The sequence below is a fragment of the Streptomyces sp. NPDC107581 genome (genome assembly GCF_055657175.1).
On the sequence record NZ_JBVKBH010000008.1, the window covers coordinates 136,429 to 159,817 of the forward strand.

Below are 23,389 nucleotides of genomic sequence, written 5' to 3' on the forward strand. Positions count from 1 at the left end.
AATGATCACCAGACACTGGGCAGAAGCGGACCGCCGGCACAGGTAGGGCAGAGCACCCTCCGCCGGTTGTTGCAGCCCGAACAACCCTCGAAGCCGAAGCAGATGGGGCACCAGATTTCGCGGTGTCCGGCACACGTTCCGCAGTACTCCCCGTACGACCACAGAACCTGAGTGATCGCTTTAGGACGGCGCGGGGCGGTGCGCGCCATCAGAGGATTTCGCCACGGCTCCGAGCATTGGCTTCGGCGACCCGTTCCCGGAGGGTCGTACGGCCCACTCCCGGATGAGGTGCAGCATCCGCCCCTTCAGCCGTCGTTGCCAAGGGGTCATCCACCAACAGCATGCCGTTGGTGCCGAACAGGTCGAACGCCTCAGACAGCCGGACTCTTGCGTCGCTCGCCATGATCGCTCGCCCTCCTCCGGTCGTGCAGACCACGCTAGGAACGCGCCACATCGGGGCTCTACGAAGTTCTACGAAATTGCACGCGAGTTAGCCGAGCGTCTCGATGGCCTTCGTGATCAAGGTTCGTGCCGTGGCCCCATAGACCGCCGCTTCCGACAGTCGTTCGAACGCTCTCGCGTACTGCTCGATCTCCGACGGCGCCGTGACATTCACAGCCGCTGTCAGCAGCTCCACCTGGGCTTGTGCGCTGTCGTAGATCGAGAATGTCTCCAGCGGCCACATGTGCCTTGAGGCGGTAAACGGCACGACTCCCAGGGAGACCGCCGGCAGGGACATGATCGACAGTAGATGGCCCAGTTGTCCGGCCATGATTCCGGCGTCACCAATGCGGTACCGCAAGACGGCTTCCTCGACGAGGATGGCGAACCGGTGATCTCCTTCGCGGAGAACCCGCGCACGATCCATGCGGGCGGCCACAGCCTCCGTGACGTCATTGGGCGTCTGCCGGAAGTCGGTGATCTCAGTCAGCAGCGCGCTTGCGTACGCGGGGGTCTGGAGCAGGCCGGGCACCACGTTGGAGCAGTAGATCCGGAAGGTTCGGGTGCGCTCGAAGAGAGGTACGTACGACTCCTGGAGTCGGCGTAGCCCGGTGCGCTGGAGCCGTCGCCACTCGACGTACATCGACTCCGCCGAGCGAGAGGCAGCGATCAAGTCGGCAGCTTGATCGTCGGCTCCACAGATGCGGCACCAATCGCGAATGTCTGCGTCCGAGGGGGGCGTTACGGCGTTCTCCAGCCGACTCGCCTTGGAAGGATGCCAGCCAGCCTGTACGGCTACCTCACGGGCCTTCAGACCAGCGTCTAGGCGAATATCCCGAAGGCGTGCTGCAAGTGCCTCACGGGCCGCCTGGACGCTGGATGAAGGGGAACGGGCCATTGGTGCTGTGCGTTCTCAGATCTTGTAGCGGTCCTGCGGAACGGCCCGATCCCAGACGGCTTCGAACGCCGAGGCGCACAGCTTGACCACCTCGGCGCGGTCGTCCACTTCGTCGCCGAGGTACACGCCCCCACCGGAGAAGTAGCCGAACCTCACCAGCCGGTCATCGAAGCACCAGAAGTCATTGCCAGGGAGTGCCAGATCCGACGCGTTCCGCCGCGGAAGCCAACGGATCTGCTCACCAGCGGCGATGTTGGTGAACGTGCCGTCGTAGAGGTACCGGGTGTACTCGCTCACCGGCTCGGAGACGATCCGGGCGCGGCGGATCACGACACCACGGGAAACCGCCTCGGACACCATGCCGAGCCAGGGGCGCCACCAGGACGCCCGGTCGTTCGGGTCCGGCCGATGCCCGGCCCTCCACGCGGCCACGCGCGGAGCCTCGTCCGGGTCGTCGTAGAAGTCGCGCATCTCCAGATGCACGGCGGACCGCTGGCAGCTCGCCAGCAACTCACTGAACGGTGGGGCCGTCTGCGGCATCACAAGCCTCCCTGATGGCGGCGACCATACGCGCAGGCAGCCGGACGACGGTCTCATTGTCGGGGATGGGGCCGGTCTTCAGGCACTCGGCGCGCGTCGCCTCGTCCACCGTCCAACCCTGCAACACGATCTCTTGCTTCTCCTCGTCGAGCCAGACCGTGGGGCAGTTCGCCCCGTCCGTGTTCGGGTCCTTGGCGATGAACCGTAGCGACACAGCAGCCTCCCGGGCTACGCGGATTGCACGGACTTCTACGCATGGACCCTCCCGATGCTGCCGTGCTGGCGTCAAGGGTGCGCTTCAAGCCACGGGAGCGGGGGGCTCATAGCGCCACCCACGGGACAGCAGCAGACCCCCCGGCGACGCCGAGGGGTCCGTGACTTAGGGGTGGCTCAGGACAGGCCGGGGCCCCGCACCGGGATGCTGGTGAACGTCGGCTGCTCAGGTTCCCGCGAAGTGAAGAAGTCGTTGCCCTTGTCGTCGACGACGATGAACGCCGGGAAGTCCTCGACCTCGATCTTCCAGACCGCCTCCATGCCGAGCTCCTCGTACTCGACGACCTCGACCTTCTTGATGCAGTCCTGGGCGAGGCGGGCGGCCGGGCCGCCGATGGAGCCGAGGTAGAAGCCGCCGTGACTGCCGCACGCGTCGGTGACCTGCTTGCTGCGGTTGCCCTTGGCGAGCATCACCTTGGAGCCGCCCGCCGCCTGGAACTGCTCCACGTAGGAGTCCATGCGGCCGGCGGTGGTCGGGCCGAAGGAACCGGAGGCGTAGCCCTCGGGGGTCTTGGCCGGGCCGGCGTAGTACACCGGGTGGTCCTTCAGGTACTGCGGCATCTCCTCGCCCGCGTCGAGCCGCTCCTTGATCTTGGCGTGCGCGATGTCACGGGCGACGACCAGCGGGCCGGTGAGCGAGAGCCGCGTCTTGACCGGGTACCTGGTCAGCTCGGCGAGGATCGTGTCCATCGGCTGGTTGAGGTCGATCTTCACCACGTCGGAGGACTCGTCGAGGTGCTCGTCGGTCGTCTCCGGCAGGAAGCGCGCCGGGTCGGTCTCCAGCTGCTCCAGGAAGACGCCCTCGGCGGTGATCTTCGCGACGGCCTGGCGGTCCGCGGAGCAGGAGACGGCGATGGCGACCGGGCAGGAGGCGCCGTGCCGCGGCAGCCGGACCACGCGCACGTCGTGACAGAAGTACTTGCCGCCGAACTGCGCGCCGATCCCGATCTTCTGCGTCAGCTCGAAGACCTTCTGCTCCAGGTCCTTGTCCCGGAAGCCGTGGCCGAGTTCGGAACCCTCCGCCGGGATCTCGTCCAGGTAGTGCGCGGAGGCGTACTTCGCGGTCTTCAGCGCGTACTCGGCGCTCGTACCGCCGACGACGATCGCCAGGTGGTACGGCGGGCAGGCGGCCGTACCGAGCGAACGGATCTTCTCCTCCAGGAACTTCATCATGGAGGCCTCGTTGAGGACGGCCTTCGTCTCCTGGTAGAGGAACGACTTGTTGGCCGAGCCGCCGCCCTTGGCCATGAAGAGGAACTTGTAGGCGCCGCCGTCGGTGGCGTACAGCTCGATCTGGGCCGGCAGGTTGGAGCCGGTGTTCTTCTCCTCCCACATGGTGAGCGGAGCCATCTGCGAGTAGCGCAGGTTGAGGTTCAGGTAGGCGTCGTAGATGCCGCGCGACAGGGCCGCCTCGTCGCCGCCCTCGGTCAGCACGTTCTGCCCGCGCTTGCCCATGACGATCGCCGTGCCGGTGTCCTGGCACATGGGCAGCACGCCTGCCGCCGCGATGTTCGCGTTCTTCAGCAGGTCGAGGGCGACGAACTTGTCGTTGGCCGACGCCTCCGGGTCGTCGATGATCCGCCGGAGCTGGGCGAGGTGGGCGGGCCGCAGATAGTGCTGGATGTCGTGGATGGCCTCCTCGGCCAGCTTGCGCAGCGCCTGCGGCTCCACCTTGAGGAAGGTCCGCCCGTCGGGCCCCTCGACCGTCGAGACGCCCTCGGACGTCACCAGCCGGTACGGGGTGGTGTCCTCACCCTGGGGGAGCAGATCGGTGTACGCGAACTCAGGCATCGCAGCCCATTCCTCACTCTGACGGACGGCGCCCGCCGACGCTGGCGGGCCTCACCAGCGTAGAACCTGCCGCCGGCGGGAAGCCTGTGAGGTAAGGCTCAGTCGCCGGACACGCGGGTTGCCGCCACCCCTAGTCGCGATCTATCGCGTTTCGGTACGCTGCTGTCGTGGACCTTCAGAAGCACCCCCAGCCGCAGGACGGCGCGCCGCACGTGGCCACGCTGCGCGCCTCGGACGCCGACCGTGACCGTGTCGCCGACATCCTCCACGAGGCCCTGGCCGAGGGTCGGCTGACCGTCGACGAACACGGCGAACGCGTGGAGGGGGTGCTGAGCGCCAAGACGGTCGGTGAGCTGGACGTCTTCATACGGGACCTGCCCGCCGCCCAGAGCGCGCCCCCCGCCTACACGGCCGTCCCGTCCTGGCCCGCACCCGGTGCGGTCCCGGCCGAGGCCGACGCCAACGTGGTGGCCGTCTTCAGCAGTGCCGTGCGCCGGGGCCGCTGGCGCGCGGGGCGCCGGCTGCACGCCTACTCGGTCTTCGGCACCATCGAGATCGACCTCAGCGAGGCGATCTTCGAGTACCAGCAGGTCGTCATCAAGGCCGTCTCGGTCTTCGGCGACGTCCAGATCCGCGTCCCGGAGAACGTGTCGCTGCGCGGCACCGGCGGCGGCGTGCTGGGCAACTTCGAAGTCGACACGCTGGATTCGGCCGACCCGCAGGCCCCCGTGGTCTACGTCGACGGGTGGGCCGTGCTCGGCAATGTCGAGGCCCGGCCCAAGCGGGGCAAGCTCGTGGCGGACATCATCCAGCGTGTGCAGGACAAGGTCGACAAGAAACTGCGCAAACACCTGGACCGTTGACGGTCGCGAATCCGCCGGTGACTGCAGGGCCGCGAGCCGGCCGCGGCGGACGCCGGGGGGCGCGAACAAGCCGCCGCGCGCCTGCGGTTGGAAACGCAGTGCATAGGCACGCGCACAGCGGGTAGGCCTTGCTGCATCGTCGCTCACTCGCGAAGCCGTCGTCAGGAGTAGACCGTGCTGCAACCGCCGCATTCGTCCCTGCAGGTAGCTGCCGTTCCGGCCCAGCGGGTGCCAGCGCGCGACAGGGATCAAGACGCACCCTGGCACACCGAGGCGGTGTGCCGACGCGATGAGGCCGGCCTGTTCTTCGCCCCGTCGAAGGAGCCGACGGCCGCCCGTCTGTCCCGCGAGGAAGCGGCCAAGCGCGTCTGTGCGCGCTGCCCCGTGATGGTCGAGTGTCGCGAACACGCCCTCCTTCAGCCCGAGCCCTACGGCGTCTGGGGCGGCCTCACCGCGGCCGAACGCCGAGTGGTCCTGGCGCGGCGCCGCAGGCGCGAGGTGGAACTGAAGAAGGCGGCCCGGGCGACGGCGAACCGTATAGCGGGCTAGCGATGTGAAGGGGGGCGCCCTCTCCGCACCGAGGGCGCTTCCCCGTCAACTTCCCCGTCAAGGGGTGCCGGGCCGCGGCCAAGCCGCGGTCAGGGGGTTCCGGGGCCGCGGCCGAGGGGCGGTCTGGGGGTTCCGGGTCCGCGGCCGAGGGGCGCCGAGGCTGCGTCCGGCATGGGGCTCCACCGCGCGGGCGTGAACACCCACGGGGGGCGAGGCGCCAAGGCGGGCGCGAACATCCACGGCGAGCGCGCGCCCGTCACCGGGCTCGCGCCTGTCACCGGGCTCGCACCCGTCGGCGCATGTGCGCCCGGCCCCGCTCGCCGCTCCCCTCGTGCGCTACTTCGCCCGGTCGAAGTCGACCGCGCTGTAGGCCCGCAGCTTGCTCAGACGGTGCTCGGAGTCGATCCGCCGCACCGTGCCGGACTTCGACCGCATCACGATCGAGTCGGTCGTCGCGGTCTCCGAGCGGTACCGGACCCCGCGCAGCAGCTCACCGTCGGTGATGCCGGTGGCGACGAAGAACACGTTCTCCCCGGTGACCAGGTCCTCCGTGGTCAGCACCCGGTCCAGATCGTGCCCGGCATCGATGGCCCGCGCACGCTCCTCGTCGTCCTTGGGCCACAGCTTGCCCTGGATGGTGCCGCCCAGGCACTTCACGGCACAGGCCGAGATGATGCCCTCCGGGGTGCCGCCGATGCCGAGCAGCAGATCGATGCCCGTGCCCTCGCGCAGCGCCAGGATCGAGCCGGCCACGTCGCCGTCGGTGATCAGCTTGATGCGTGCGCCGGCCTCGCGGACCTCCTTGATGATGCCCTCGTGCCGCGGCCGGTCGAGGATGACGACGGTGACGTCCTCCGGCGCGGACCGCTTGGCTTTGGCGATCCGGCGGATGTTCACGGCCACGGGCGCGTCGATGTCGACGAAGTCCGCCGCCTCGGGGCCGGTGACCAGCTTGTCCATGTAGAACACGGCGGACGGGTCGAACATGGCGCCGCGCTCGGTGGCCGCGAGGACGGCGATGGCGTTCGGCATGCCCTTGGCCGTCAGCGTGGTGCCGTCGATCGGGTCGACGGCGATGTCGACCTCGGGGCCGGTGCCGTCGCCGACACGCTCCCCGTTGAAGAGCATCGGAGCCTCGTCCTTCTCGCCCTCTCCGATGACGACGACGCCGTTCATGGACACAGTGGAGACGAGCGTCCGCATGGCGCGCACCGCGGCGCCGTCGGCGCCGTTCTTGTCGCCGCGCCCGACCCAGCGGCCGGCGGCCATCGCCGCGGCTTCGGTCACGCGGACGAGTTCCAGGGCGAGGTTGCGGTCGGGAGCCTCGGAGGGGACGTCCAGCTCGGACGGCAGGTGATGATGTTCGGTCATCGGAGCGCACCTTTCTGATACGGCGACGGCCGGATGAGGGTATGTCTTCGACTCTATCGTTAGGCGGACAATATGAGCAGGGGACCCCACGGATGAGCGCTCCGGGCACCTGCGACGATAGGGGGCGTGGCAGGTTCGAACGGCAAGCAGAAGACGGTCCGGGACATGATCCTCTCCCTGGCCCTCATCGGGCTGGCGGCGGGGTTCATCTATCTCCTCGTCCCGCACAGCGATCACGCTCCCGATCTCAAGCGGGTCGACTACCGGGTCGAGCTGCTGACGGCACGCCGTGCGGCGAGCTATCCGGTGGCCGCACCGGAGGGCCTGCCCGCGGCCTGGAAGGCGACCTCGGTGCGCTACCAGGGTGAGGACGCCGACCGCTGGCACCTCGGCTTCCAGGTCCCCGGCGGTCAGTACGTGCAGGTCGAGCAGTCCACTCAGAAGCGCTCCGACTTCATCGACCAGGCCAGCCAGGGCGCCTCGGCGACGAAGCGGACCGAGAGGATCGGCGACCGCACCTGGACCCGCTACACCGGCGGCCGCTACGACGCCCTGGTCCTGGAGGGCACCCCCGGCTCCACGACGGTGGTGGCCGGCACGGCCTCCTTCGACCGGCTGACGCAGATGGCGGCGGCGCTGAAGACGCAGTGACCGGTCGCCGCGCCCTGCGCGCGGCCGCCCCGCCCCGGGGCACGCACACACGCAAGAGGCCCCCAGCGACGCTGCTGGGGGCCTCTTGCCGTATTCGGGGCGGCGGCTCGGGCTGCCGTATTCGGGACGCCGGCCCGGGGTGCCGTGCTCGGGGTGGCTCAGACGGTCGTGACGACGTCGTCGTAGGCCAGGCGCGGCGAGCGCGGGAACCAGGCGTCCGGGCCCGGACGGCCGATGTTGACCACCATCAGCGGGGTGTGGTCGTCGTCCAGGAACTCCTTGCGGACGCCCTCGAAGTCGAGGCCGGTCATCGGGCCGGCGGCCAGGCCCGCGGCGCGGACGCCGATGATGAAGTACGCGGCCTGCAGGGCGGCGTTCAGGGCGGCGGCACCCTCACGGGCCGGACGCTCGCTGAAGAACACGTCCTTGGCCTGCGGGAAGTGCGGGAAGAGGGCCGGCAGCTCCTCGTGGAACTCGTTGTCCGCGGAGAGGATCGCGACCAGCGGGGCGGCGGCGGTCTTCGCCTGGTTGCCCTCGGCCATGTGCTGCACCAGGCGCTCGCGGGCCTCGGCGGAGCGGACCAGGGTGATGCGCAGCGGGCTCTGGTTGAAGGCGGTGGGGCCGTACTTGACCAGGTCGTAGATCGCCTGGACGTGCTCCTCGGTCACCGGCTCGTCGGTGAAGGTGTTCGCGGTACGGGCCTCGCGGAACAGCAGGTCCTGGGCGGCGGGGTCAAGAACGAGAGACATTGCGTGAACTTCCTCGGGGTGGCGTCCGATCCGGACCACGGTCCGGATCGGCTGACGACACCGACGGTACGCCAGGGAAGTTCAAGGTTCAACGAAAACGGGGCCGTGGTGATCCGCTTCACAGCCCGGTACCCCGCAGGACCTACTCGGCGGCGCCTTCGGACTCTGCCGCTTCTTCTTCCTCCTCCTCGGCGAGTGCCGCGTCCAGCCGGGCCCGGGCGCCCTCCAGCCAGCGCCGGCACACCCTGGCCAGCTCCTCACCGCGCTCCCACAGCGCCAGGGACTCCTCCAGCGTCGTACCGCCGGCCTCCAGCCGCCGCACGACCTCGATCAACTCGTCCCGCGCCTGCTCGTACGAGAGCGCCTCATCCACCTTGCTGGTCATCCGTCCACCCTAGACATCGGCTCGGACATCGACGCGAACCGTGAACTCCCCCTCGGCGACCCGCGCCCGCAGCGCCTCGCCCTGCGCCACCTCGTCCGGATCCCGCACCACGTGTCCGGCGGCCTTCTGCAGCACCGCGTACCCCCGCTGGAGCGTGGCGGCGGGGGAGAGGGCCACCACGCGCGCGTGCGTGTGCGTCAGCTCCGAGTCGGCGCGGTCCAGCAGGTGGCCGACGGTGCGCCGGCTGCGGGCCAGCAGGGAGGCCACGTGGTCGGCGCGCTCGTCGATCATCCGGTGCGGATCCTCCATCGAGGGCCGGGCCAGCGCATGCGCCAGCCCCCGCTCCTCCCGCTCCAGGAACGCGCTCACGCACCGCCGGGCCCGGTCCCGCAGCATCCGCACCCGCTCGAACTCCTCGCCCACGTCCGGTACGACCTTCTTGGCCGCGTCGGTCGGGGTGGAGGCGCGCAGGTCGGCGACATGGTCGAGCAGCGGATTGTCCGGCTCGTGCCCGATGGCGGAGACGACCGGCGTACGGCACTGGGCCACCGCCCGCACGAGCTGCTCGTCGGAGAACGGCAGCAGATCCTCCACGCTGCCACCGCCCCGGGCGACGATGATGACGTCCACGCCCTCGAGCCCGTCCAGCTCCTTGACGGCCTGCACGACCTGCGGGACCGCGTGCACGCCCTGCACGGCGACATTGCGCACCTCGAAGCGGACGGCGGGCCAGCGGTGGCGGGCGTTCTCCAGCACGTCCCGCTCCGCGGCGGAGGCCCGGCCGCAGACCAGTCCGATCAGCTGGGGCAGGAACGGCAGCGGCTTCTTCCGCTCCGGCGCGAACAGCCCCTCGGCCGCCAGCGCCTTCTTCAGCTGCTCCAGCCGGGCCAGCAGCTCGCCGACGCCCACGGGCTTTATCTCGGCGGCCCGCAGCGACAGCTGCCCGCGCGGTGCGTACCACTCCGGCTTGGCGAGTACGACGACCCGCGCGCCCTCGCCGACGACATCGGCCACGGCGTCGAACACCTGCCGGTAACAGGTCACGCTGACGGAGATGTCGTGCGACGGATCGCGCAGGGTCAGAAACACGACCCCGGCACCCGGCCGCCGCGACAACTGCGTGATCTGCCCTTCGACCCACACGGCGCCGAGCCGGTCGATCCACCCCCCGATCATCCGGGAGACCTCACCGACGGGGAGGGGCGCTTCGGGCGACGTGTTCAGAGCCATGCGCCGAGCGTAGTGGCCGGTACCGACAGGCGAGGGGTGCGGCGGTGGCGAGGCGTGAGGGGGGAGCGCCTCGGATGCCGGACGGATCGGAGTGCCCCGGATTTTCGATGGGCCGGAGTGCCTCGGATGCCGGGCGGGCCGTGGCGCCTCAGACGTCCGATGGGCCGGAGCGCCTCAGTTGCTCGGCGGGCCGTGGCGGCTCAGATGCCGTCCGGGTCCGTGCGCCTCAGCTGCCCCACCAGTACCAGGAGCCCGATGGCCAGCCAGGCCGCCCCCACCGCCTGTGCGGACCCGTCGGCCTCCACGACCACCGCCACCGTGATCGCCGCCCCCGCCACCGGCACCACCACATGCCGCCACCAGCGCACCGGCCCCCCGCCCCGCCGCACCGCGAAGAACCCCACCACGCTCGCGTGCAGCAGCGTGAACGCGGTCAGGGCGCCGATGTCGACCACCGAGACGAGCCGGTCGAGGCCGTCGTCCCGGCGGGCCGCCCACCCCGCCGCGATCAGCGTGACCAGCGCCGCAGCCAGCAGCGCCACCCGCGGCACCCCCGCGTCCGTCCGGGCCAGGGCCCGCGGCAGCCTCCCCTCCCGCCCCATCGCGAACAGCAGCCGCCCCGCCGCCGCCTGTCCGGCCAGCGCCGCGAACGCCGCCCCGACCGCCTTGCTCGCGGCCACCAGATCGTGCAGCCACGGCCCGACCGACGCGTCGACCGCGTCGTAGAAGGCCGGCCCCTGCTCACCCGGGGCGGCCGCCAGCCGCGCGGACGTCGTCGGCTCCAGCAGCGCCACCAGGTACGTCTGCCCCACGAACAGCACACCGGCCAGCGCCAGACAGCACAGCAGCGCCCGCGCCACCTTCGCCGAGCCGCCGGTGACCTCCTCCGCGAACGAGGCGACCGCATCGAAGCCCAGGTACGACAGCACGGCCACCGACACCGCGCCGATCACCGCCGAGAGCGCGAACGCGCCCTGCGTACCGTCGCCCGTCAGCGGTGCCAGCCAGCCGCGCGTCGCCCCGTCCCGCGCCAGGACCACCACCGCCGACACCGCGAACACCAGCAGGACGGCGATCTCCATGGCCAGCACGAGGAACCCCGCGCGCGCGGCCGCCCGTACGCCCCACAGGTTCAGCAGCGTCGTGACGACCACCGCCAGCGCCGTCCACACCCACCGCGGCACCTCCGGGACCAGCGCGTTCATCGCGATCCCGGAGAACAGATAGGCCACCGCGGGGATCAGCACGTAGTCCAGCACCGCCATCCAGCCCGCGATGAACCCCGCTCCGGTGCCGAGGCCCGCGCGCGCGTAGGCGAACACCGACCCCGCCTGCGGCACCACCCGCACCATCTGTGCGTAGCTGAACGCGGTGAACGCCATGGCGACCGTGGCGACGACGTACACCAGCGCCACCGCTCCGTGCGACCTGGCGTCCAGCGTGCCGAACACCCCGACCGGCGCCATCGGCGCGATGAACAGCAGCCCGTAGACCACCAGGTCCCGGAAGCCGAGGCTGCGCCGCAGCCGGTGGTGCGTGTCGGTCGCGGGCGCCGCCGTGCCGGTCTCGGACATAAGGACCAGTTTTCCCCGGGAGGGAAGGGGCACGCGATCTCAGGCCCGCCGAACGCGGCCTTACGATGGGTCCCATGACCGCTTCGCCTGGCCGCCGTGTCCTGCTCGCCGCCCCCCGTGGCTACTGCGCCGGTGTGGACCGCGCCGTGATCGCCGTCGAGAAGGCGCTGGAACAGTACGGCGCCCCGATCTACGTCCGGCACGAGATCGTCCACAACAAGTACGTCGTAAAGACCCTGGAGAAGAAGGGCGCGATCTTCGTCGAGCGGACGGAGGAGGTGCCGCCGGGCAACATCGTGATGTTCTCCGCGCACGGCGTCGCCCCGGTCGTGCACGAGGAAGCCAGGCAGGGCCGCCTCGCCACCATCGACGCGACCTGCCCCCTGGTCACCAAGGTCCACAAGGAAGCCGTCCGGTACGCCAACGAGGACTACGACATCCTCCTGATCGGGCACGAGGGTCACGAAGAGGTCATCGGCACCTCCGGCGAGGCCCCCGACCACATCCAGCTGGTCGACGGCCCCGAGGACGTCGCCAAGGTGGAGGTCCGCGACCCCTCGAAGATCGTCTGGCTGTCCCAGACCACCCTCTCCGTGGACGAGACCATGGAGACCGTCGACGCCCTGAAGACGAAGTTCCCCGGACTCGTCTCCCCGCCCAGCGACGACATCTGCTACGCCACCCAGAACCGCCAGCTGGCCGTGAAGCAGATGGGTGCCGAGGCCGAACTGGTCATCGTGGTCGGCTCGCGCAACTCCTCCAACTCCAAGCGGCTGGTCGAGGTCGCCAAGCTCGCCGGCTCCCGCGACGCCCACCTGGTGGACTTCGCCGACGAGATCGACGAGGCCTGGCTGGAGGGCGTCACCACGGTCGGCGTCACCTCCGGCGCCTCCGTGCCCGAGGTCCTGGTCGAGCAGGTCCTTCAGTGGCTCGCCGAGCGCGGCTACGGAGACGTCGAGATCGTCAAGGCGGCCGAGGAGTCCATCACCTTCTCGCTGCCCAAGGAACTCCGCCGTGACCTGCGCGAAGAGGCGGCGACCCTGGTCGCCGAGCGCGGTGGATCGGGTACGTCGGACGCGTGAGCGCGGGGTTTTCCGGGGCGTGACCGTCAGTCGTCCGTCGTAACGTGGAGCCATGCAGATCTTCGGCGTGGACATCGGCGGATCCGGGATCAAAGGCGCCCCTGTGGACCTGGACAAGGGCGACCTGGCCCAGGAGCGCTGCAAGGTGCTCACCCCGCATCCGGCGACGCCCGACGGCGTGGCCGACGGCGTGAAGCAGGTCATCGACCACTTCGGCTGGACGGGCCCGGTGGGCCTGACCTTCCCCGGAGTGGTCACCGGCGGCGCCACGGTGCGTACGGCGGCGAACGTGGACAAGAGCTGGATCGACACGGACGCGCGCGCGTTGTTCGGCGGGCGGCTGGGCGGCCTGCCGGTGACCGTGGTCAACGACGCGGACGCGGCGGGCGTCGCCGAGATGCAGTTCGGCGCGGGCCGGGACCGGCGTGGCACGGTCATCCTGCTCACCTTCGGCACCGGCATCGGCAGCGCCGTCTTCGTGGACGGCGCCCTCCTGCCCAACACCGAGCTGGGCCACCTGGAGCTGAACGGCCACGACGCCGAGAAGAAGGCCTCCAGCAAGGCCAAGGAAGACGGCGAGCTGACCTGGGAGCACTGGGCCCGCCGCGTCCAGAAGTACCTCGCCCACGTCGAGATGCTCTTCTCGCCCGAGCTGTTCATCATCGGCGGCGGGGTGAGCCGCAAGGCCGACAAGTTCCTGCACCTCATCGAGGGCATCAAGGCCGAGATGGTGCCGGCCCAGCTGCAGAACAACGCGGGCATCGTCGGGGCCGCGATGCACGCGGCGCAGACACAGCAGGCACTTTAGATGTAGACACAGGCGTGGGCGCGGGCGCGGGCGCGGGCCGGTGGGGCCGCCGGTCAGCCGGTCAGCCGCGGCGCCGGCGGCTCCGCACCCACCGCACCCGCCGTACGAGCACGATCACCCCCGCGACCAGCGTCCCCCCGTACAGCCAGCCCGCCTGCGTGGCGAGCCCGGTGACCAGGCCCATCAGCCGGCCGAGCAGCCCCCCGCTGCCGTCGGCGACGGGGAGGAGCCCCGCGGCGAAGCCGATCGGCACGACCACGGGAGCCGTGAGCAGGTCGCCCCCGCGCACCCACAGCGCGGTCAGCACGCAGACCGGCACGAACAGCACCCCGTACAGCGTCAGGGACGCCCCGAACAGCAGCTGGTCCAGAAGGCCGAGCACGACCATCACGGCCACGCAGAAAAGCCCCCCGCCGAGCCCGGTGAGCCGGGGGCCCGGTACCCCGCCCGATGGCACCGGACTGCCGCCCCGGACCGACCGCGCCACCCGGGCCGGCCGCGCGTCCCTCCCCGCCCCCGGCGCCGGCCTGCGCTCACCCGTCTGCCGCCGTGCCTGCGGCGGCAGCGGCGTGTGCGGTGTGCGTCGCCGTCCGCCATTCGGGGGTCGTGATCTGTGTTGCTCCATTGGACCAACTTAGGTCTGCTTATGTGCTCAATCGGCCCACAGACACGCCGACGGGAAGAGCTTGGCCAGGCGTTCGACGCTCCCGCGAGCCTGCCGCCGTGGACGCCGTAGACTGGTGGATCGGCCAGTGTCTCTGGCCCCTGGCAGCCCCTGGCCCTCTCATCTACGGGAAGTCGCAACGTGTCGCTCACGATCGGAATCGTCGGCCTGCCGAATGTCGGCAAGTCGACCCTGTTCAACGCCCTGACCAAGAACGACGTGCTGGCGGCCAACTACCCGTTCGCCACGATCGAGCCGAACGTCGGCGTGGTCGGCGTCCCCGACGGCCGCCTCGCCCAGCTGGCGTCGATCTTCAAGTCGGAGCGCATCCTTCCGGCCACGGTCGACTTCGTCGACATCGCGGGCATCGTGCGCGGCGCCTCCGAGGGCGAGGGCCTGGGCAACAAGTTCCTCGCGAACATCCGTGAGTCCGATGCGATCTGCCAGGTCATCCGGGCCTTCAAGGACGAGAACGTCGTGCACGTCGACGGCAAGGTCTCGCCGAAGGACGACATCGAGACGATCAACACCGAGCTGATCCTGGCCGACCTCCAGACGATCGAGAAGGTCCTGCCGCGCCTCCAGAAGGAGTCGCGGATCAAGAAGGACATCGCGCCGAAGGTCAAGGCGGTCGAGGAGGCCAAGGAGATCCTGGAGAAGGGCGACACGCTCTTCGCGCACGGCATCGTCCAGGGCACCGAGCGCAACGAGCTCCTCCACGACCTGCACCTGCTCACCACCAAGCCGTTCCTGTACGTCTTCAACGTCGACGAGGACGAACTGGTCGACGAGGACTTCAAGAACGAGCAGCGTGCCCTGGTCGCACCCGCCGAGGCGATCTTCCTGAACGCCAAGCTGGAGGCCGACCTCGCCGAGCTGGACGAGGAGGAGGCCCTGGAGCTGCTGGAGTCCGTCGGCCAGCACGAGCCCGGCCTCGCCACCCTCGCCCGCGTCGGCTTCAACACCCTCGGCCTGCAGACGTACCTCACGGCCGGCCCGAAGGAATCCCGCGCCTGGACCATCAAGAAGGGCGCCACGGCCCCCGAGGCGGCCGGTGTGATCCACACCGACTTCCAGAAGGGCTTCATCAAGGCCGAGGTCATCTCCTTCACCGACCTGGTCGACTCCGGCTCGGTCACCGAGGCCCGCGCCAAGGGCAAGGCCCGCATGGAGGGCAAGGAGTACGTGATGCAGGACGGGGATGTGGTGGAGTTCCGCTTCAACGTGTAATACGTCCGGCGAAAGGCCGTCTGACCTGCTACGGAGCGGGGTTGGGCGGCCTTTGCTGTCCGCGCAGAGTCCGCAGCGTGCTGACTTCGGTCAGCGCGCGGGGGAGCGGCTATGCCGCTTCGTCGACCTGTGGCTGGGCATCGGCGGACTGGTCCGCGTACGCCTTGTCGACCGCGGCCCGGGTCCGCTCCTCGGAGTCGGGCCACAGGTGGGTGTAGATGTTCAGCGTCATGGCCGCGTTGGTGTGGCCGAGGCGCTCGGAGACGGTCTTCACCGACTCGCCGTGCTTGATCAGCAGGCTGGCGTAGTGGTGCCGCAGGGCATGAGGTCCGGTGCCCTTCGCTATGCCGGCCTTCGCGCAGGCGGGCCGTCAGGACCCGTCCATGAAGTGCGTGTAGACCACGGGCCCGCCTTGCGGCGCCGTGAAGATCCAGCCCTCGGGCCCATCGGCGGGGAAGTCCCGCAGGTGGGCCTTCATCGCATCCACCGCCATGCGGGGGAGCGGAACCGTGCGGTGCGAGCGAGCGGTCTTGGGCGGGCAGACGTACACGCCGTGCTTGGCGGTCTGTTGGATCTGCTGCTCGACCGAGACGGTCGCGTGCAGCAGGTCCACGTGCCGGAGCTGGAGGCCGAAGAGCTCGCCGGGGCGGAGCCCGGTGGCCGCGCCGAGTAGCACGATGCCCTTGTATCGGGCGGGTATCTCGGACAGCGTCCGCACCTGGTCGACGGCCAGCGGCACGAGTGCCCATACGGAAGTCTTCCGAGAGGTAGATGTAGTAATCCCCATCGGGGTACGGGCTCAAAGTCCAGGCCAGCTTCCCAGGGCCACCGACGCCCTACGGTGCGAAACGATACGACGCGTGCTGCCAGTCGAGCGCGAGCAGCGTTCCGCTCGGGCCAGTGCAGGAAGTCAGCCCCTGCTCGACTACCTCGACCAAGCGGTCCAAACGCGTTTTTAACACCCCTGGGAGGAGTTCCTCTGTCTGTTTGGTCAGAAATTCCTCGACGCCGCATCTGCGGAGGTAGACACGCTTCTCGGCCAGCCGATTCGTAGGTCCGGCAGGGCAGTCGGCACCGTCCGAGTTGGTCCCGACTCCACCAGGCACCCAGGTAGTCAGACCCCGCAGCGCGTCCTGATGCCCTCGCTGCTCGTGGCAGCGAGGGCGTCAGTCGTCAGGCGGCGCGGGCTGTGTGTAACTGCGCGACCCACCTCACGACCTCGGTCAGGAGCTCGGGCTGTAGACCGAGGTGCGGCTCGGGTTGAACGAGGAGCGTCGCCCTTCCCTTGGCGGTGCGCTCCGTCGCCCAAGCGTGGTCGAGGCCGGTGAAGTCGTCGTCGATCCAGACGGCGGGGGCGTCGCCGAGCCAGGCGTCGACGTGGTCGCGCTTCCAGAGGTAGCCGTTGGGGTGGCTGGTGGTGATCTGGCGACGTGGCAGGTCGACGTGCGGCAGGGCCGGAAGGTCGAGTAGGGGCCCGATGAGGGTGGTGGCGTCCTGCCGCCAGCTTGTGCACCAGACGGGGGTGACCAGGCCGGTGCGGATCACGTCCATGAGAAGTCGGCCGTGGTCGGGGTTGAGCCAGACGGTGACAGGGTTGTCGGCGCTGCGGCCGGTGGGGACGACGTCGTGGCGGGCGTGGGTGGCCGGGGTCGAGCCCTTTGCGTCGGGGAAGGGTATGAGGACGCCGTCGATGTCGAGGAGCAGGTAGGGCGGGCGCATCGGTTCCTCCACGGGAAGCCGGGGCGAATGGCTGGTCAGAGCTTGCGAGCGCGGATCAGCAGGGTGGTGGGCCAGTGGCCCATGCGGGGGTCGTGGAACTCCAGGGCTGAGGTGAGCCAGAAGCCTGCCTGGCTGAGGTGCTTCTCCCACCGGTCCGTGGAGAACTCCCAGCGAGCGATGGGGAGCCGGGTGCGGTCGGGAAGGGTGACGTAGTCGCGGCGGGGACGGTCGTCGCCCGAGGGGCTTCGGCCGCCGCGCTGCGGGTGGGGAACGGAGAAGGCGAGCACTCGTCCGGGCGTGAGGCGCTGGGCGATGGCAGGGAGCAGGAGCTCGGGGGCGACGAGGCCGACGGCGCCGAAGACGGAGTAGATCGCGTCGAACTGCTCGTCGGAGGCGTGCAGGTAGTGCAGGGCGTGGCCGGCGACGAAGGTGAGGTTGTTCAGCCGTCCGTAGTGGGAGCGGGCGCGGCGGACCTGGAGGCCGACCAGGTCGACGCCGGTGACACGGGCGCTATGGCGGGTGGCGAGGTGGGCGGCGTTGTGGCCGGGGCCGCAGCCGAGTTCAAGGAGTCGCTTGCCGCGCAGGTCGGGGCCGAGGATCTCGGCGCCGGGCCCTTGGCCGGGTCTCGTGGTCCATTCCATCCGGGCGGGTATGGGGAGGGGTTCGGCGAGTCGGGCGGCGGTGCGCTGGAGGGCGTGGGCGTGCCAGGGGGATGTCTGGGCGAGCACGTCAGATCTCCAGGAGGTGGAGGACGTCGGTGAGGTGGCGGCGGACGGCCTTGATGTAGGCGGGGTCGGTGGCCGGGTCGTTGATCCAGCGGATGGACTGCTCCATGAACCACTCGCCGGCCCACATGCGGTGCCAGCCCAGGGCCCAGTTCTCGGCGGTGAGCCCGCCGCGCGGAGAGAGGGCGTCGGGGGTGCCGCCGGCGGTGACGTACTGCTCCAGGAAGACGCGCAGGCGTACGGGGTGCGGGGGCTCGATGGTGCCGTGCCAGCTGGCGAGGTCGAGCAGACCGGGACCCGTGAAGGCGCGGGCGAAGTCGAGCAGCCGCCACCCGCGCTCCCCGATGTGGAGGCTGGTGGGGTGGAATTCGGAGTGCACCCAGCCGAACGGTTCCAGCGTCGCTCCGGCCGAGCGGGCCTCGGCGGCCTGGGCGATCCGGTCGAGCGCGTCCTCGACGTCGTCGGCGTCCTGCCACCGGTCGGCCTTGCGCAGCCGTTCGAGGTGTTCCAGCGCCCGGGCCGGCAGCGTCCGCAGGCGCTCCCGGCCGAGGACGGGCAAGGGCGGAGCCGTACGGGTGCCGTGCAGGACCACGGCCGCGGCGACGCCGTCGAGGTCGTCGGCCTCGCGGACGGACGGTCCGAGGTCCTCCACGAGCATGCCGAGCCAGCCGTCCAGGACGGCGGAGGCGTGGACCTGGGGGACGGGTACGCCGAGGGTGTGGGCCAGGCGAAGGGCCTGGTCCTCGCTGTCGAAGGGCTTCTTGGCGTACTTGAAGATGGCCGTGGCACCGTCGGGGAAGGTCACGCGCTCGACGCCGGACATGGACCACACGCGTACCTCCTCCCGTACGGCGGTGGTCTGGCCGGTCGCGGTGAGCAGGTTGTCGAGGAGTTCGGCGCTGGGGTTTGTGGTCACGGGAGGGCTCCGGGGGATGGTGGCTTCCGGGGCGGGCGAGGGATGCCGGCCCGCCCCGGAGCCTGATCGGATGGTGGGTTACACGGCGGGGTTCACGCGGTGGGCGGAGACCTGCTCGATCCAGCCCACCTTGAACGCGGCGAGGTCGTCGCGGAAGTTCGCCATCGAGGCACCGTAGGGCGCGACCACGCCGCCGGACTGGTCCGGCACGGACTGGCACCCGTGCACGAGCCGGCCACCGAGCGCCGCGTGGGCCTTGATGGACTCGATCCGGCGGTGCTCGTTGAACCAGCCGCCGTGGTAGACCTCGTCGAGCATCCCGCCCATCTCGTCGTCCAGGTCGAAGACCACGGAGGTGGCGGCGGGGAAGAACCAGCACGGGCCGACGTTGGAGATGTGCCCGTCGAGCTCGACCTTGTTGAGCGCCATGAGCGTGGCCGCCTCGCGGAGCATCCGCAGATGATCGGCGGTGATCTGCGGCAGGCCGAGGCCGGCCAGGTGCTCGTCGCGGAAGAGGTACGCGTACACCTCGTACGCGGTGGCCAGAACGCGGGCCGCATCGGAGGTGGACTCGCTGTGCTGCTTGATGAAGTCGAGCGCGAACTGCTCGACCGCGCTCTCGGTCGTCTCGTCCACGTCCAGGAGCTGGGCCTTGACCAGCTCCCAGTCGGCGACGAGCCACGTGCTCGACTCGAAGCGGAAGAAGTACTCGGCCGGGTCGATCGTGATGCGTCGGCCGTCGACCTGGATGCCGGGCAGCCGGCTCCAGCGCGGGTCGAACGCCTCGGGCAACTCGACCGTGATGGCCGTGGTGTCGATGGTGGTCACCGTGTCTCCGTCTCTGATCGGCCAGGTTCGGGCACAGGAATGCCCGAGCCCGGTGTGGGCGTACGGAACTTCGGGGTGCCGCCCGGACCAAGGGGGAGCCTGGATCACGGTCGCGCCGTTCCGGACGGCTGCTGATAAGTGAACCGGTGGTCACGCTCAGTGGGTACGGTGGAAGGCAGTTGAAGCGGTATACGCGGTTTACAGCTCCAGGGCGGAGGCGATCGTGGCGGCGCAGCGAGAACCCAACTCCCGTCTGCGGGACGTCATCGACGCGGCCGGCTGCACTTACGAGGCCCTCGCCCGAGACGTGCGGCGCATCGCTGCCGAGAACGGCGAGATCTTTCAGACCAACAAGTCGGCCATCTCGCACTGGGTGAACGGCACTCGTGCCCCGTCGGGCCGAGTAGGCCAGTACCTCGCCGAAGCGCTGTCCCGTCGAGCGGGGCGCACGATCACCCATACCGAGATCGGCCTCCAGACCAGTGATGACGAAAAGTCGGCGGAATCCGACCCCGTCCTCGCCGTCACCGACCTGGGCCGGGCCGACGTCGAGCGCCGCCGCTTCCTCGCCATCGCGGCCTTCACCACCGCCGGCGTCGCCATGCCGCTCGGCTACGACCACGAAGCCACCACCCGTATGCTCCGAGCCCGCACCGGCACGTCCCTAGTCGGCGCGGAGGACGTGGACGTCGTACGCCAGATCACCGCGGCCTTCAGCGCCGCCGACGAACGCCTCGGCGGCGGGCACGGACTGACCACCGTCACCGCGTACCTCGCCGACACAGCGGCCCCCATGCTGCGCGGACGCTTCCCCAGCGATGCCTTACGCCGGGCCGCCTTCGGCGCCGTCGCCGAACTCGCCTACCTCGCAGGGTGGAAGCACCACGACCTCGGCCAGGAAGGCGCCGCCCAGTGCTACTACCAGGTCGGCTACAAGCTCGCCTGCGAAGCCGACCCCCACGGCCACGCCGCCTGGATGATGCGCGCCCTCGCCCACCAGGCCCTGAGCCTCAAGCAGCCCCACCACTGCGTCGACCTCGTCGAAGGCGCCCTACGCACAGGTCTCGGCCACGTCGACGGCCAGACCGAGGCCCTCCTCCACATCACCCACGCCCGCGCCTACGCGGCCACCGACGAGAACCCGTCGGCCGCACGCGCCCTCCTCGCCGCAGAAGACGCCCTTCTCCGCGACGACGGCCTCCAGCCCAGCTACTCCCGTGTGAGCGGCCCCGCCGCTGGCACCGTGGCCAGCCACACTGCCCGCACACTGACCGACCTCGCCGACCACATCGGCACCGAGCAGCAGCACCGCGACGCCCTCACCCGCTGGGACCCCGACAAGTACAAGCGCGTCCACGCCCTCACCCACGCCGACCTCGGCGACAGCCTGGCCGCCCAGGCCCGCGCCGACGAGGCCGTCGCCGCCTGGACCCAGGCCCTGGTGCTCATGGAGGGCATGACCTCCGACCGCACTCGCAAGGCGATCACCTCAATCCGCTCCACCCTCGCGGTCTACCAGAGGCGCAAAGTGCCCGGCGCCGCCGATCTCGCCCGCCGCGCCCGCGAGACCCTCGCCTAACATGCCCAACAACCCGCCCGACGAAGGGAACACCGTGGCCCAGCAGACCAACGACCAGCCGAAGGCCCTCAAGCCGGCGCTCGAATCGATGACCCTGCTGGTCGCCGCCGTCATCGTCCACGACAAGGCCACAAACCGCGTCGTCTTGCTCCAGCGCAGCGAGAACGCCAAGTTCGCCCAGGGCATGTGGGACCTTCCCGTCGGCAAGAGCGAGCCGGGCGAGCCCATCACCGAGACAGCGGTCCGCGAGCTCTACGAGGAGACCGGCCTCACGGTGAAGCCCGAGTCCCTCAAGGTCGCCCACATCATCCACGGCGCCTGGGGCGTCGAGGCCCCCAACGGCTTCCTCACCGTCGTCTTCGCCGCCCACGAATGGACCGGCGAACCCGAGAACCGCGAACCCCGCAAGCACTCCCAGGTCCGCTGGATCGACGCCGACGCTGTCCCCGAGAACTTCGTGGACACCACCGCCGGCGCCCTGCATCAGTACTTGGGTGGCAACTCTCAGGTATCACTTGACGGGTGGAACTAGCCCGCCCATCCAATGCGGGCGGATCTTGAATCAACCAACGACAGCACTGGAGACCTGGGTGCAGGGGCCGTCCGTATCACGGCGTTCGATCAAGAATTGCGAGCAAGCGTGGCTCGAAGGGGTTGCGCAGCTGAGGGTGGGTAATCGGGCCGCTGCGGCTGCCTCCTTTCACGCGGCCGTCGCGCACAACCCTCTTGCTGCTGACGCCTGGCTGGGACTGCATGCCGCGGGGCAGCTCCAGGGCCAGGCGATCGAGGCCATGCATGGTCAAGCCCAGTCCTTCGGTGCCATGCGCACGAAGCTCCAGACCCCGTTGTCCTCCCGGTTTCAGATCGGGGGCTACGTGAACTTCCGTTTAGATACGCCCCGTGACCTGTGGCTCGCGAGGGCGGCAAAGTTCTTGGACGACGGCCTACTCGATCAAGCATGGAACATGCTCTCCCACGCAGTGCTCGACTGTGACGAGACCCGCTTCGTCTGCGCCCGCTACGCCGTCCTGAAGAAGGACTGGCCACTCCTTCTGTCCTTTGCCGAGGGAATCCGGAACTCCTTCCTACGGGACGAGTCGCAGCTCTGCGTTGCGGCCAGTCTTATCGCCCAAGGCGTATCCCACGAGGCGCTCAACGTGCTGAACCCACTCCCACAAGCGCTGGCTGATAACGCCGGATTCCTCGGGGAGATTGCCTACCTGCGTGGCCGTGCGTATGAGCAGCTCGGCCGGGCTGAGGAAGCCCTGAAGCAGTTCCAGACAGCGTTCCGGTACAGCCCGACCCTGGGGGATGTGGCCCAGCGGGCGAAGGTGGTGGCCTCGCCTGCTGCGCGCCTGCCCGCCCAGGCTGCTGGGGCTGCGCAAGAACAGCGTGAGGACTCCTCCGGTGTCACTTTGAGCGACGAGGAGCGTTCGGCATTGCTGGACGAGGCGATGGCCGAACTCGACGAGATGGTCGGGCTGGCCCCGGTGAAACGCCAGGTGCGGACCCTGTCGGCACAGCTGAGGATGGCGTCAGTGCGAAGAGGCCAGGGCCTGGCTGCGGCACCGGCTCCACAGCACTTGGTATTTGCCGGGCCGCCCGGCACAGGCAAGACCACGGTTGCCCGCGTCGTAGGCAAGGTCTTCGCAGGGCTTGGCTTGCTGGCCCGAGGCCACGTCGTCGAAGCTCAGCGCGTTGACCTCGTGGGACAGCACCTCGGAGAGACGGCGATCAAGACATCAAAGATCATCGACGAGGCCCTGGACGGCGTTCTCTTCATCGACGAGGCGTACGCACTGTCCAACACCGGGTACTCGGGCGGTGACGCCTTTGGCAAGGAAGCCCTGCAGGTGCTCCTCAAGCGAGCCGAAGACGACAGGCACCGCCTGGTTGTGCTTCTCGCCGGGTACCCGAACGAGATCGATGACCTCCTGTCCACCAACCCAGGTCTCACCTCCCGCTTCAATACTCGGGTGGACTTTCCTGCCTACTCGGCTGACGAGCTGGCGCTGATTGCGGAGTCGTTCCTGGGAGCCCAAGGTGATGCCCTTACCGACGAGGCAGCGGTTGCGCTGCGCACGTCATGTGACCTCGTCGTCACCAAAGGCCTGATCGACCGGCTTGGTAATGGTCGCTTCGCGCGCGAACTCGCTCGGAAGGCTGCCGCAGTGCGGGACCTGCGGGTCTACGACGCGCATGGCAGCTCTGGAGTCCCGTCGGAGGGCGAGGTCACCACGCTGCATGTGGGTGATGTCATGGACGCGTACCAGGAACTCACTGGAAGCGTTCCGCCGAACCACTGACTGGGGAATCGCGGATGTTCTGCCAGTCCGCATCCAGTCCGCAGGACACCCGTAAGCGGCCGTCCGAACTCAACGCACACCAACGGAGAAACGCCTGTTCAGGGCCCTGGGCGGGGCTCCGCCGCAGGTCAGGATCAGCCCGCAGACGTTCCGGTTCAACGTATGAGCGGATGAGGTAACACCACGTCGCTGACGCGGCAGACATGCTGGTCAGAAC

General features: G+C 69.6%; 25 protein-coding genes and 1 pseudogene. 9 read left to right on the forward strand and 17 right to left on the reverse strand.

The window, feature by feature from the left end; genetic code table 11:
• Positions 1-208: 208 nt before the first annotated feature.
• The 5 genes from ACZ7P3_RS21980 to ACZ7P3_RS22000 form a co-directional block, all read right to left on the reverse strand.
• Positions 209-403, reverse strand: coding sequence for a hypothetical protein (locus ACZ7P3_RS21980; protein ID WP_472084125.1), 195 nt, complete (start codon positions 401-403; stop codon positions 209-211).
• A gap of 87 nt (positions 404-490) precedes the next feature.
• Entirely contained in the window at positions 491-1,339 is an 849-nt protein-coding gene (locus ACZ7P3_RS21985) for a helix-turn-helix domain-containing protein (protein WP_472084127.1), read from the reverse strand.
• 15 nt (positions 1,340-1,354) lie between these two features.
• Complete coding sequence (locus ACZ7P3_RS21990; protein ID WP_472084129.1) at positions 1,355-1,879, reverse strand: DUF6879 family protein; 525 nt, start codon at positions 1,877-1,879, stop codon at positions 1,355-1,357.
• Complete coding sequence (locus ACZ7P3_RS21995; protein ID WP_472084131.1) at positions 1,851-2,093, reverse strand: hypothetical protein; 243 nt, start codon at positions 2,091-2,093, stop codon at positions 1,851-1,853. Before ACZ7P3_RS21995 ends, ACZ7P3_RS21990 begins: the two co-directional genes overlap by 29 nt.
• Positions 2,094-2,269: 176 nt before the next feature.
• Complete coding sequence (locus ACZ7P3_RS22000; RefSeq protein ID WP_472084133.1) at positions 2,270-3,943, reverse strand: fumarate hydratase; 1,674 nt, start codon at positions 3,941-3,943, stop codon at positions 2,270-2,272.
• A gap of 167 nt (positions 3,944-4,110) precedes the next feature.
• Here ACZ7P3_RS22000 and ACZ7P3_RS22005 point away from each other — a divergent pair, with 167 nt between their 5' ends.
• Together ACZ7P3_RS22005 and ACZ7P3_RS22010 are read left to right on the forward strand one after the other, a co-directional pair.
• Complete coding sequence (locus ACZ7P3_RS22005; RefSeq protein ID WP_472084135.1) at positions 4,111-4,806, forward strand: DUF1707 SHOCT-like domain-containing protein; 696 nt, start codon at positions 4,111-4,113, stop codon at positions 4,804-4,806.
• 174 nt (positions 4,807-4,980) lie between these two features.
• Positions 4,981-5,355 carry a WhiB family transcriptional regulator gene (locus ACZ7P3_RS22010; RefSeq protein WP_319147745.1) on the forward strand — a complete coding sequence of 125 codons (375 nt, stop codon included), beginning with the start codon at positions 4,981-4,983 and terminating at the stop codon, positions 5,353-5,355.
• Between the two features lie 336 nt (positions 5,356-5,691).
• Here ACZ7P3_RS22010 and glpX read toward each other — a convergent pair whose 3' ends face one another.
• Positions 5,692-6,726: a class II fructose-bisphosphatase gene (glpX, locus tag ACZ7P3_RS22015; RefSeq protein WP_472084137.1), complete on the reverse strand. Its 1,035-nt coding sequence runs from the start codon at positions 6,724-6,726 to the stop codon at positions 5,692-5,694.
• 126 nt (positions 6,727-6,852) lie between these two features.
• Here glpX and ACZ7P3_RS22020 point away from each other — a divergent pair, with 126 nt between their 5' ends.
• Entirely contained in the window at positions 6,853-7,377 is a 525-nt protein-coding gene (locus ACZ7P3_RS22020; RefSeq protein WP_472084139.1) for a DUF4245 domain-containing protein, read from the forward strand.
• A 158-nt stretch (positions 7,378-7,535) separates the two neighbouring features.
• Here ACZ7P3_RS22020 and ACZ7P3_RS22025 read toward each other — a convergent pair whose 3' ends face one another.
• The 4 genes from ACZ7P3_RS22025 to ACZ7P3_RS22040 all read right to left on the reverse strand — a co-directional run bounded on the left by ACZ7P3_RS22025 (position 7,536) and on the right by ACZ7P3_RS22040 (position 11,315).
• A complete protein-coding gene (locus tag ACZ7P3_RS22025; protein ID WP_472084141.1) occupies positions 7,536-8,126 on the reverse strand; it encodes a malonic semialdehyde reductase in 591 nt (196 codons plus the stop codon).
• A 142-nt stretch (positions 8,127-8,268) separates the two neighbouring features.
• Entirely contained in the window at positions 8,269-8,511 is a 243-nt protein-coding gene (locus ACZ7P3_RS22030) for an exodeoxyribonuclease VII small subunit (protein WP_472084143.1), read from the reverse strand.
• A gap of 9 nt (positions 8,512-8,520) precedes the next feature.
• Positions 8,521-9,741: an exodeoxyribonuclease VII large subunit gene (gene xseA, locus ACZ7P3_RS22035; RefSeq protein WP_472084145.1), complete on the reverse strand. Its 1,221-nt coding sequence runs from the start codon at positions 9,739-9,741 to the stop codon at positions 8,521-8,523.
• 200 nt (positions 9,742-9,941) lie between these two features.
• Positions 9,942-11,315: an APC family permease gene (locus tag ACZ7P3_RS22040; protein WP_472084147.1), complete on the reverse strand. Its 1,374-nt coding sequence runs from the start codon at positions 11,313-11,315 to the stop codon at positions 9,942-9,944.
• Positions 11,316-11,380: 65 nt separating this feature from the next.
• Between ACZ7P3_RS22040 and ACZ7P3_RS22045 the strand changes: the two genes are divergently transcribed.
• Together ACZ7P3_RS22045 and ppgK are read left to right on the forward strand one after the other, a co-directional pair.
• Entirely contained in the window at positions 11,381-12,397 is a 1,017-nt protein-coding gene (locus tag ACZ7P3_RS22045) for a 4-hydroxy-3-methylbut-2-enyl diphosphate reductase (protein ID WP_472084149.1), read from the forward strand.
• Positions 12,398-12,449: 52 nt separating this feature from the next.
• Positions 12,450-13,205 (forward strand): polyphosphate--glucose phosphotransferase, encoded by a 756-nt coding sequence (gene ppgK / locus ACZ7P3_RS22050; protein WP_472084151.1) that lies wholly within the window; start codon positions 12,450-12,452, stop codon positions 13,203-13,205.
• Between the two features lie 61 nt (positions 13,206-13,266).
• Here ppgK and ACZ7P3_RS22055 read toward each other — a convergent pair whose 3' ends face one another.
• Positions 13,267-13,830 carry a DUF6542 domain-containing protein gene (locus ACZ7P3_RS22055; RefSeq protein WP_472084153.1) on the reverse strand — a complete coding sequence of 188 codons (564 nt, stop codon included), beginning with the start codon at positions 13,828-13,830 and terminating at the stop codon, positions 13,267-13,269.
• Between the two features lie 180 nt (positions 13,831-14,010).
• Between ACZ7P3_RS22055 and ychF the strand changes: the two genes are divergently transcribed.
• Positions 14,011-15,099, forward strand: coding sequence for a redox-regulated ATPase YchF (gene ychF / locus ACZ7P3_RS22060; RefSeq protein WP_472084155.1), 1,089 nt, complete (start codon positions 14,011-14,013; stop codon positions 15,097-15,099).
• 109 nt (positions 15,100-15,208) lie between these two features.
• Here the strand turns inward: ychF and ACZ7P3_RS22065 are convergent.
• The 6 genes and pseudogenes from ACZ7P3_RS22065 to ACZ7P3_RS22090 form a co-directional block, all read right to left on the reverse strand.
• Positions 15,209-15,886: pseudogene (locus tag ACZ7P3_RS22065) on the reverse strand (site-specific integrase).
• Positions 15,887-15,935: 49 nt separating this feature from the next.
• Positions 15,936-16,205 carry a DUF2716 domain-containing protein gene (locus tag ACZ7P3_RS22070; RefSeq protein ID WP_472084157.1) on the reverse strand — a complete coding sequence of 90 codons (270 nt, stop codon included), beginning with the start codon at positions 16,203-16,205 and terminating at the stop codon, positions 15,936-15,938.
• A 67-nt stretch (positions 16,206-16,272) separates the two neighbouring features.
• On the reverse strand, positions 16,273-16,818 hold the full coding sequence (locus ACZ7P3_RS22075) for an HAD domain-containing protein (protein WP_472084159.1): 546 nt from the start codon (positions 16,816-16,818) through the stop codon (positions 16,273-16,275).
• A gap of 35 nt (positions 16,819-16,853) precedes the next feature.
• Positions 16,854-17,546 carry a class I SAM-dependent methyltransferase gene (locus ACZ7P3_RS22080; RefSeq protein ID WP_472084161.1) on the reverse strand — a complete coding sequence of 231 codons (693 nt, stop codon included), beginning with the start codon at positions 17,544-17,546 and terminating at the stop codon, positions 16,854-16,856.
• Between the two features lies 1 nt (position 17,547).
• The gene (locus ACZ7P3_RS22085; protein WP_472084163.1) at positions 17,548-18,459 is read right to left on the reverse strand and encodes a phosphotransferase family protein; all 912 of its coding nucleotides are present in this window, start codon (positions 18,457-18,459) and stop codon (positions 17,548-17,550) included.
• A 78-nt stretch (positions 18,460-18,537) separates the two neighbouring features.
• On the reverse strand, positions 18,538-19,287 hold the full coding sequence (locus tag ACZ7P3_RS22090) for a hypothetical protein (RefSeq protein ID WP_472084165.1): 750 nt from the start codon (positions 19,285-19,287) through the stop codon (positions 18,538-18,540).
• Between the two features lie 223 nt (positions 19,288-19,510).
• Here ACZ7P3_RS22090 and ACZ7P3_RS22095 point away from each other — a divergent pair, with 223 nt between their 5' ends.
• From ACZ7P3_RS22095 to ACZ7P3_RS22105, 3 genes are read left to right on the forward strand one after another with little or no spacing between them, the layout of a single operon-like run.
• On the forward strand, positions 19,511-20,866 hold the full coding sequence (locus tag ACZ7P3_RS22095) for a tetratricopeptide repeat protein (RefSeq protein ID WP_472084167.1): 1,356 nt from the start codon (positions 19,511-19,513) through the stop codon (positions 20,864-20,866).
• Between the two features lies 1 nt (position 20,867).
• Entirely contained in the window at positions 20,868-21,398 is a 531-nt protein-coding gene (locus ACZ7P3_RS22100; protein WP_472084169.1) for an NUDIX domain-containing protein, read from the forward strand.
• A 25-nt stretch (positions 21,399-21,423) separates the two neighbouring features.
• A complete protein-coding gene (locus ACZ7P3_RS22105) occupies positions 21,424-23,172 on the forward strand; it encodes an AAA family ATPase (RefSeq protein ID WP_472084171.1) in 1,749 nt (582 codons plus the stop codon).
• Positions 23,173-23,389: the final 217 nt, after the last annotated feature.

Excerpts from the sequence above, each read along its gene's own strand:
- ACZ7P3_RS21980 (WP_472084125.1), bottom strand. The coding sequence starts at position 403 with ATGGCGAGCGACGCAAGAGTCCGGCTGTCTGAGGCGTTCGACCTGTTC.
- ACZ7P3_RS21985 (WP_472084127.1), bottom strand. The coding sequence starts at position 1,339 with ATGGCCCGTTCCCCTTCATCCAGCGTCCAGGCGGCCCGTGAGGCACTT.
- ACZ7P3_RS21990 (WP_472084129.1), bottom strand. The coding sequence starts at position 1,879 with ATGCCGCAGACGGCCCCACCGTTCAGTGAGTTGCTGGCGAGCTGCCAG.
- ACZ7P3_RS22000 (WP_472084133.1), bottom strand. The coding sequence starts at position 3,943 with ATGCCTGAGTTCGCGTACACCGATCTGCTCCCCCAGGGTGAGGACACC.
- glpX (WP_472084137.1), bottom strand. The coding sequence starts at position 6,726 with ATGACCGAACATCATCACCTGCCGTCCGAGCTGGACGTCCCCTCCGAG.
- ACZ7P3_RS22025 (WP_472084141.1), bottom strand. The coding sequence starts at position 8,126 with ATGTCTCTCGTTCTTGACCCCGCCGCCCAGGACCTGCTGTTCCGCGAG.
- ACZ7P3_RS22030 (WP_472084143.1), bottom strand. The coding sequence starts at position 8,511 with ATGACCAGCAAGGTGGATGAGGCGCTCTCGTACGAGCAGGCGCGGGAC.
- xseA (WP_472084145.1), bottom strand. The coding sequence starts at position 9,741 with ATGGCTCTGAACACGTCGCCCGAAGCGCCCCTCCCCGTCGGTGAGGTC.
- ACZ7P3_RS22040 (WP_472084147.1), bottom strand. The coding sequence starts at position 11,315 with ATGTCCGAGACCGGCACGGCGGCGCCCGCGACCGACACGCACCACCGG.
- ACZ7P3_RS22045 (WP_472084149.1), top strand. The coding sequence starts at position 11,381 with ATGGGTCCCATGACCGCTTCGCCTGGCCGCCGTGTCCTGCTCGCCGCC.
- ppgK (WP_472084151.1), top strand. The coding sequence starts at position 12,450 with ATGCAGATCTTCGGCGTGGACATCGGCGGATCCGGGATCAAAGGCGCC.
- ACZ7P3_RS22055 (WP_472084153.1), bottom strand. The coding sequence starts at position 13,830 with ATGGAGCAACACAGATCACGACCCCCGAATGGCGGACGGCGACGCACA.
- ACZ7P3_RS22075 (WP_472084159.1), bottom strand. The coding sequence starts at position 16,818 with ATGCGCCCGCCCTACCTGCTCCTCGACATCGACGGCGTCCTCATACCC.
- ACZ7P3_RS22100 (WP_472084169.1), top strand. The coding sequence starts at position 20,868 with ATGCCCAACAACCCGCCCGACGAAGGGAACACCGTGGCCCAGCAGACC.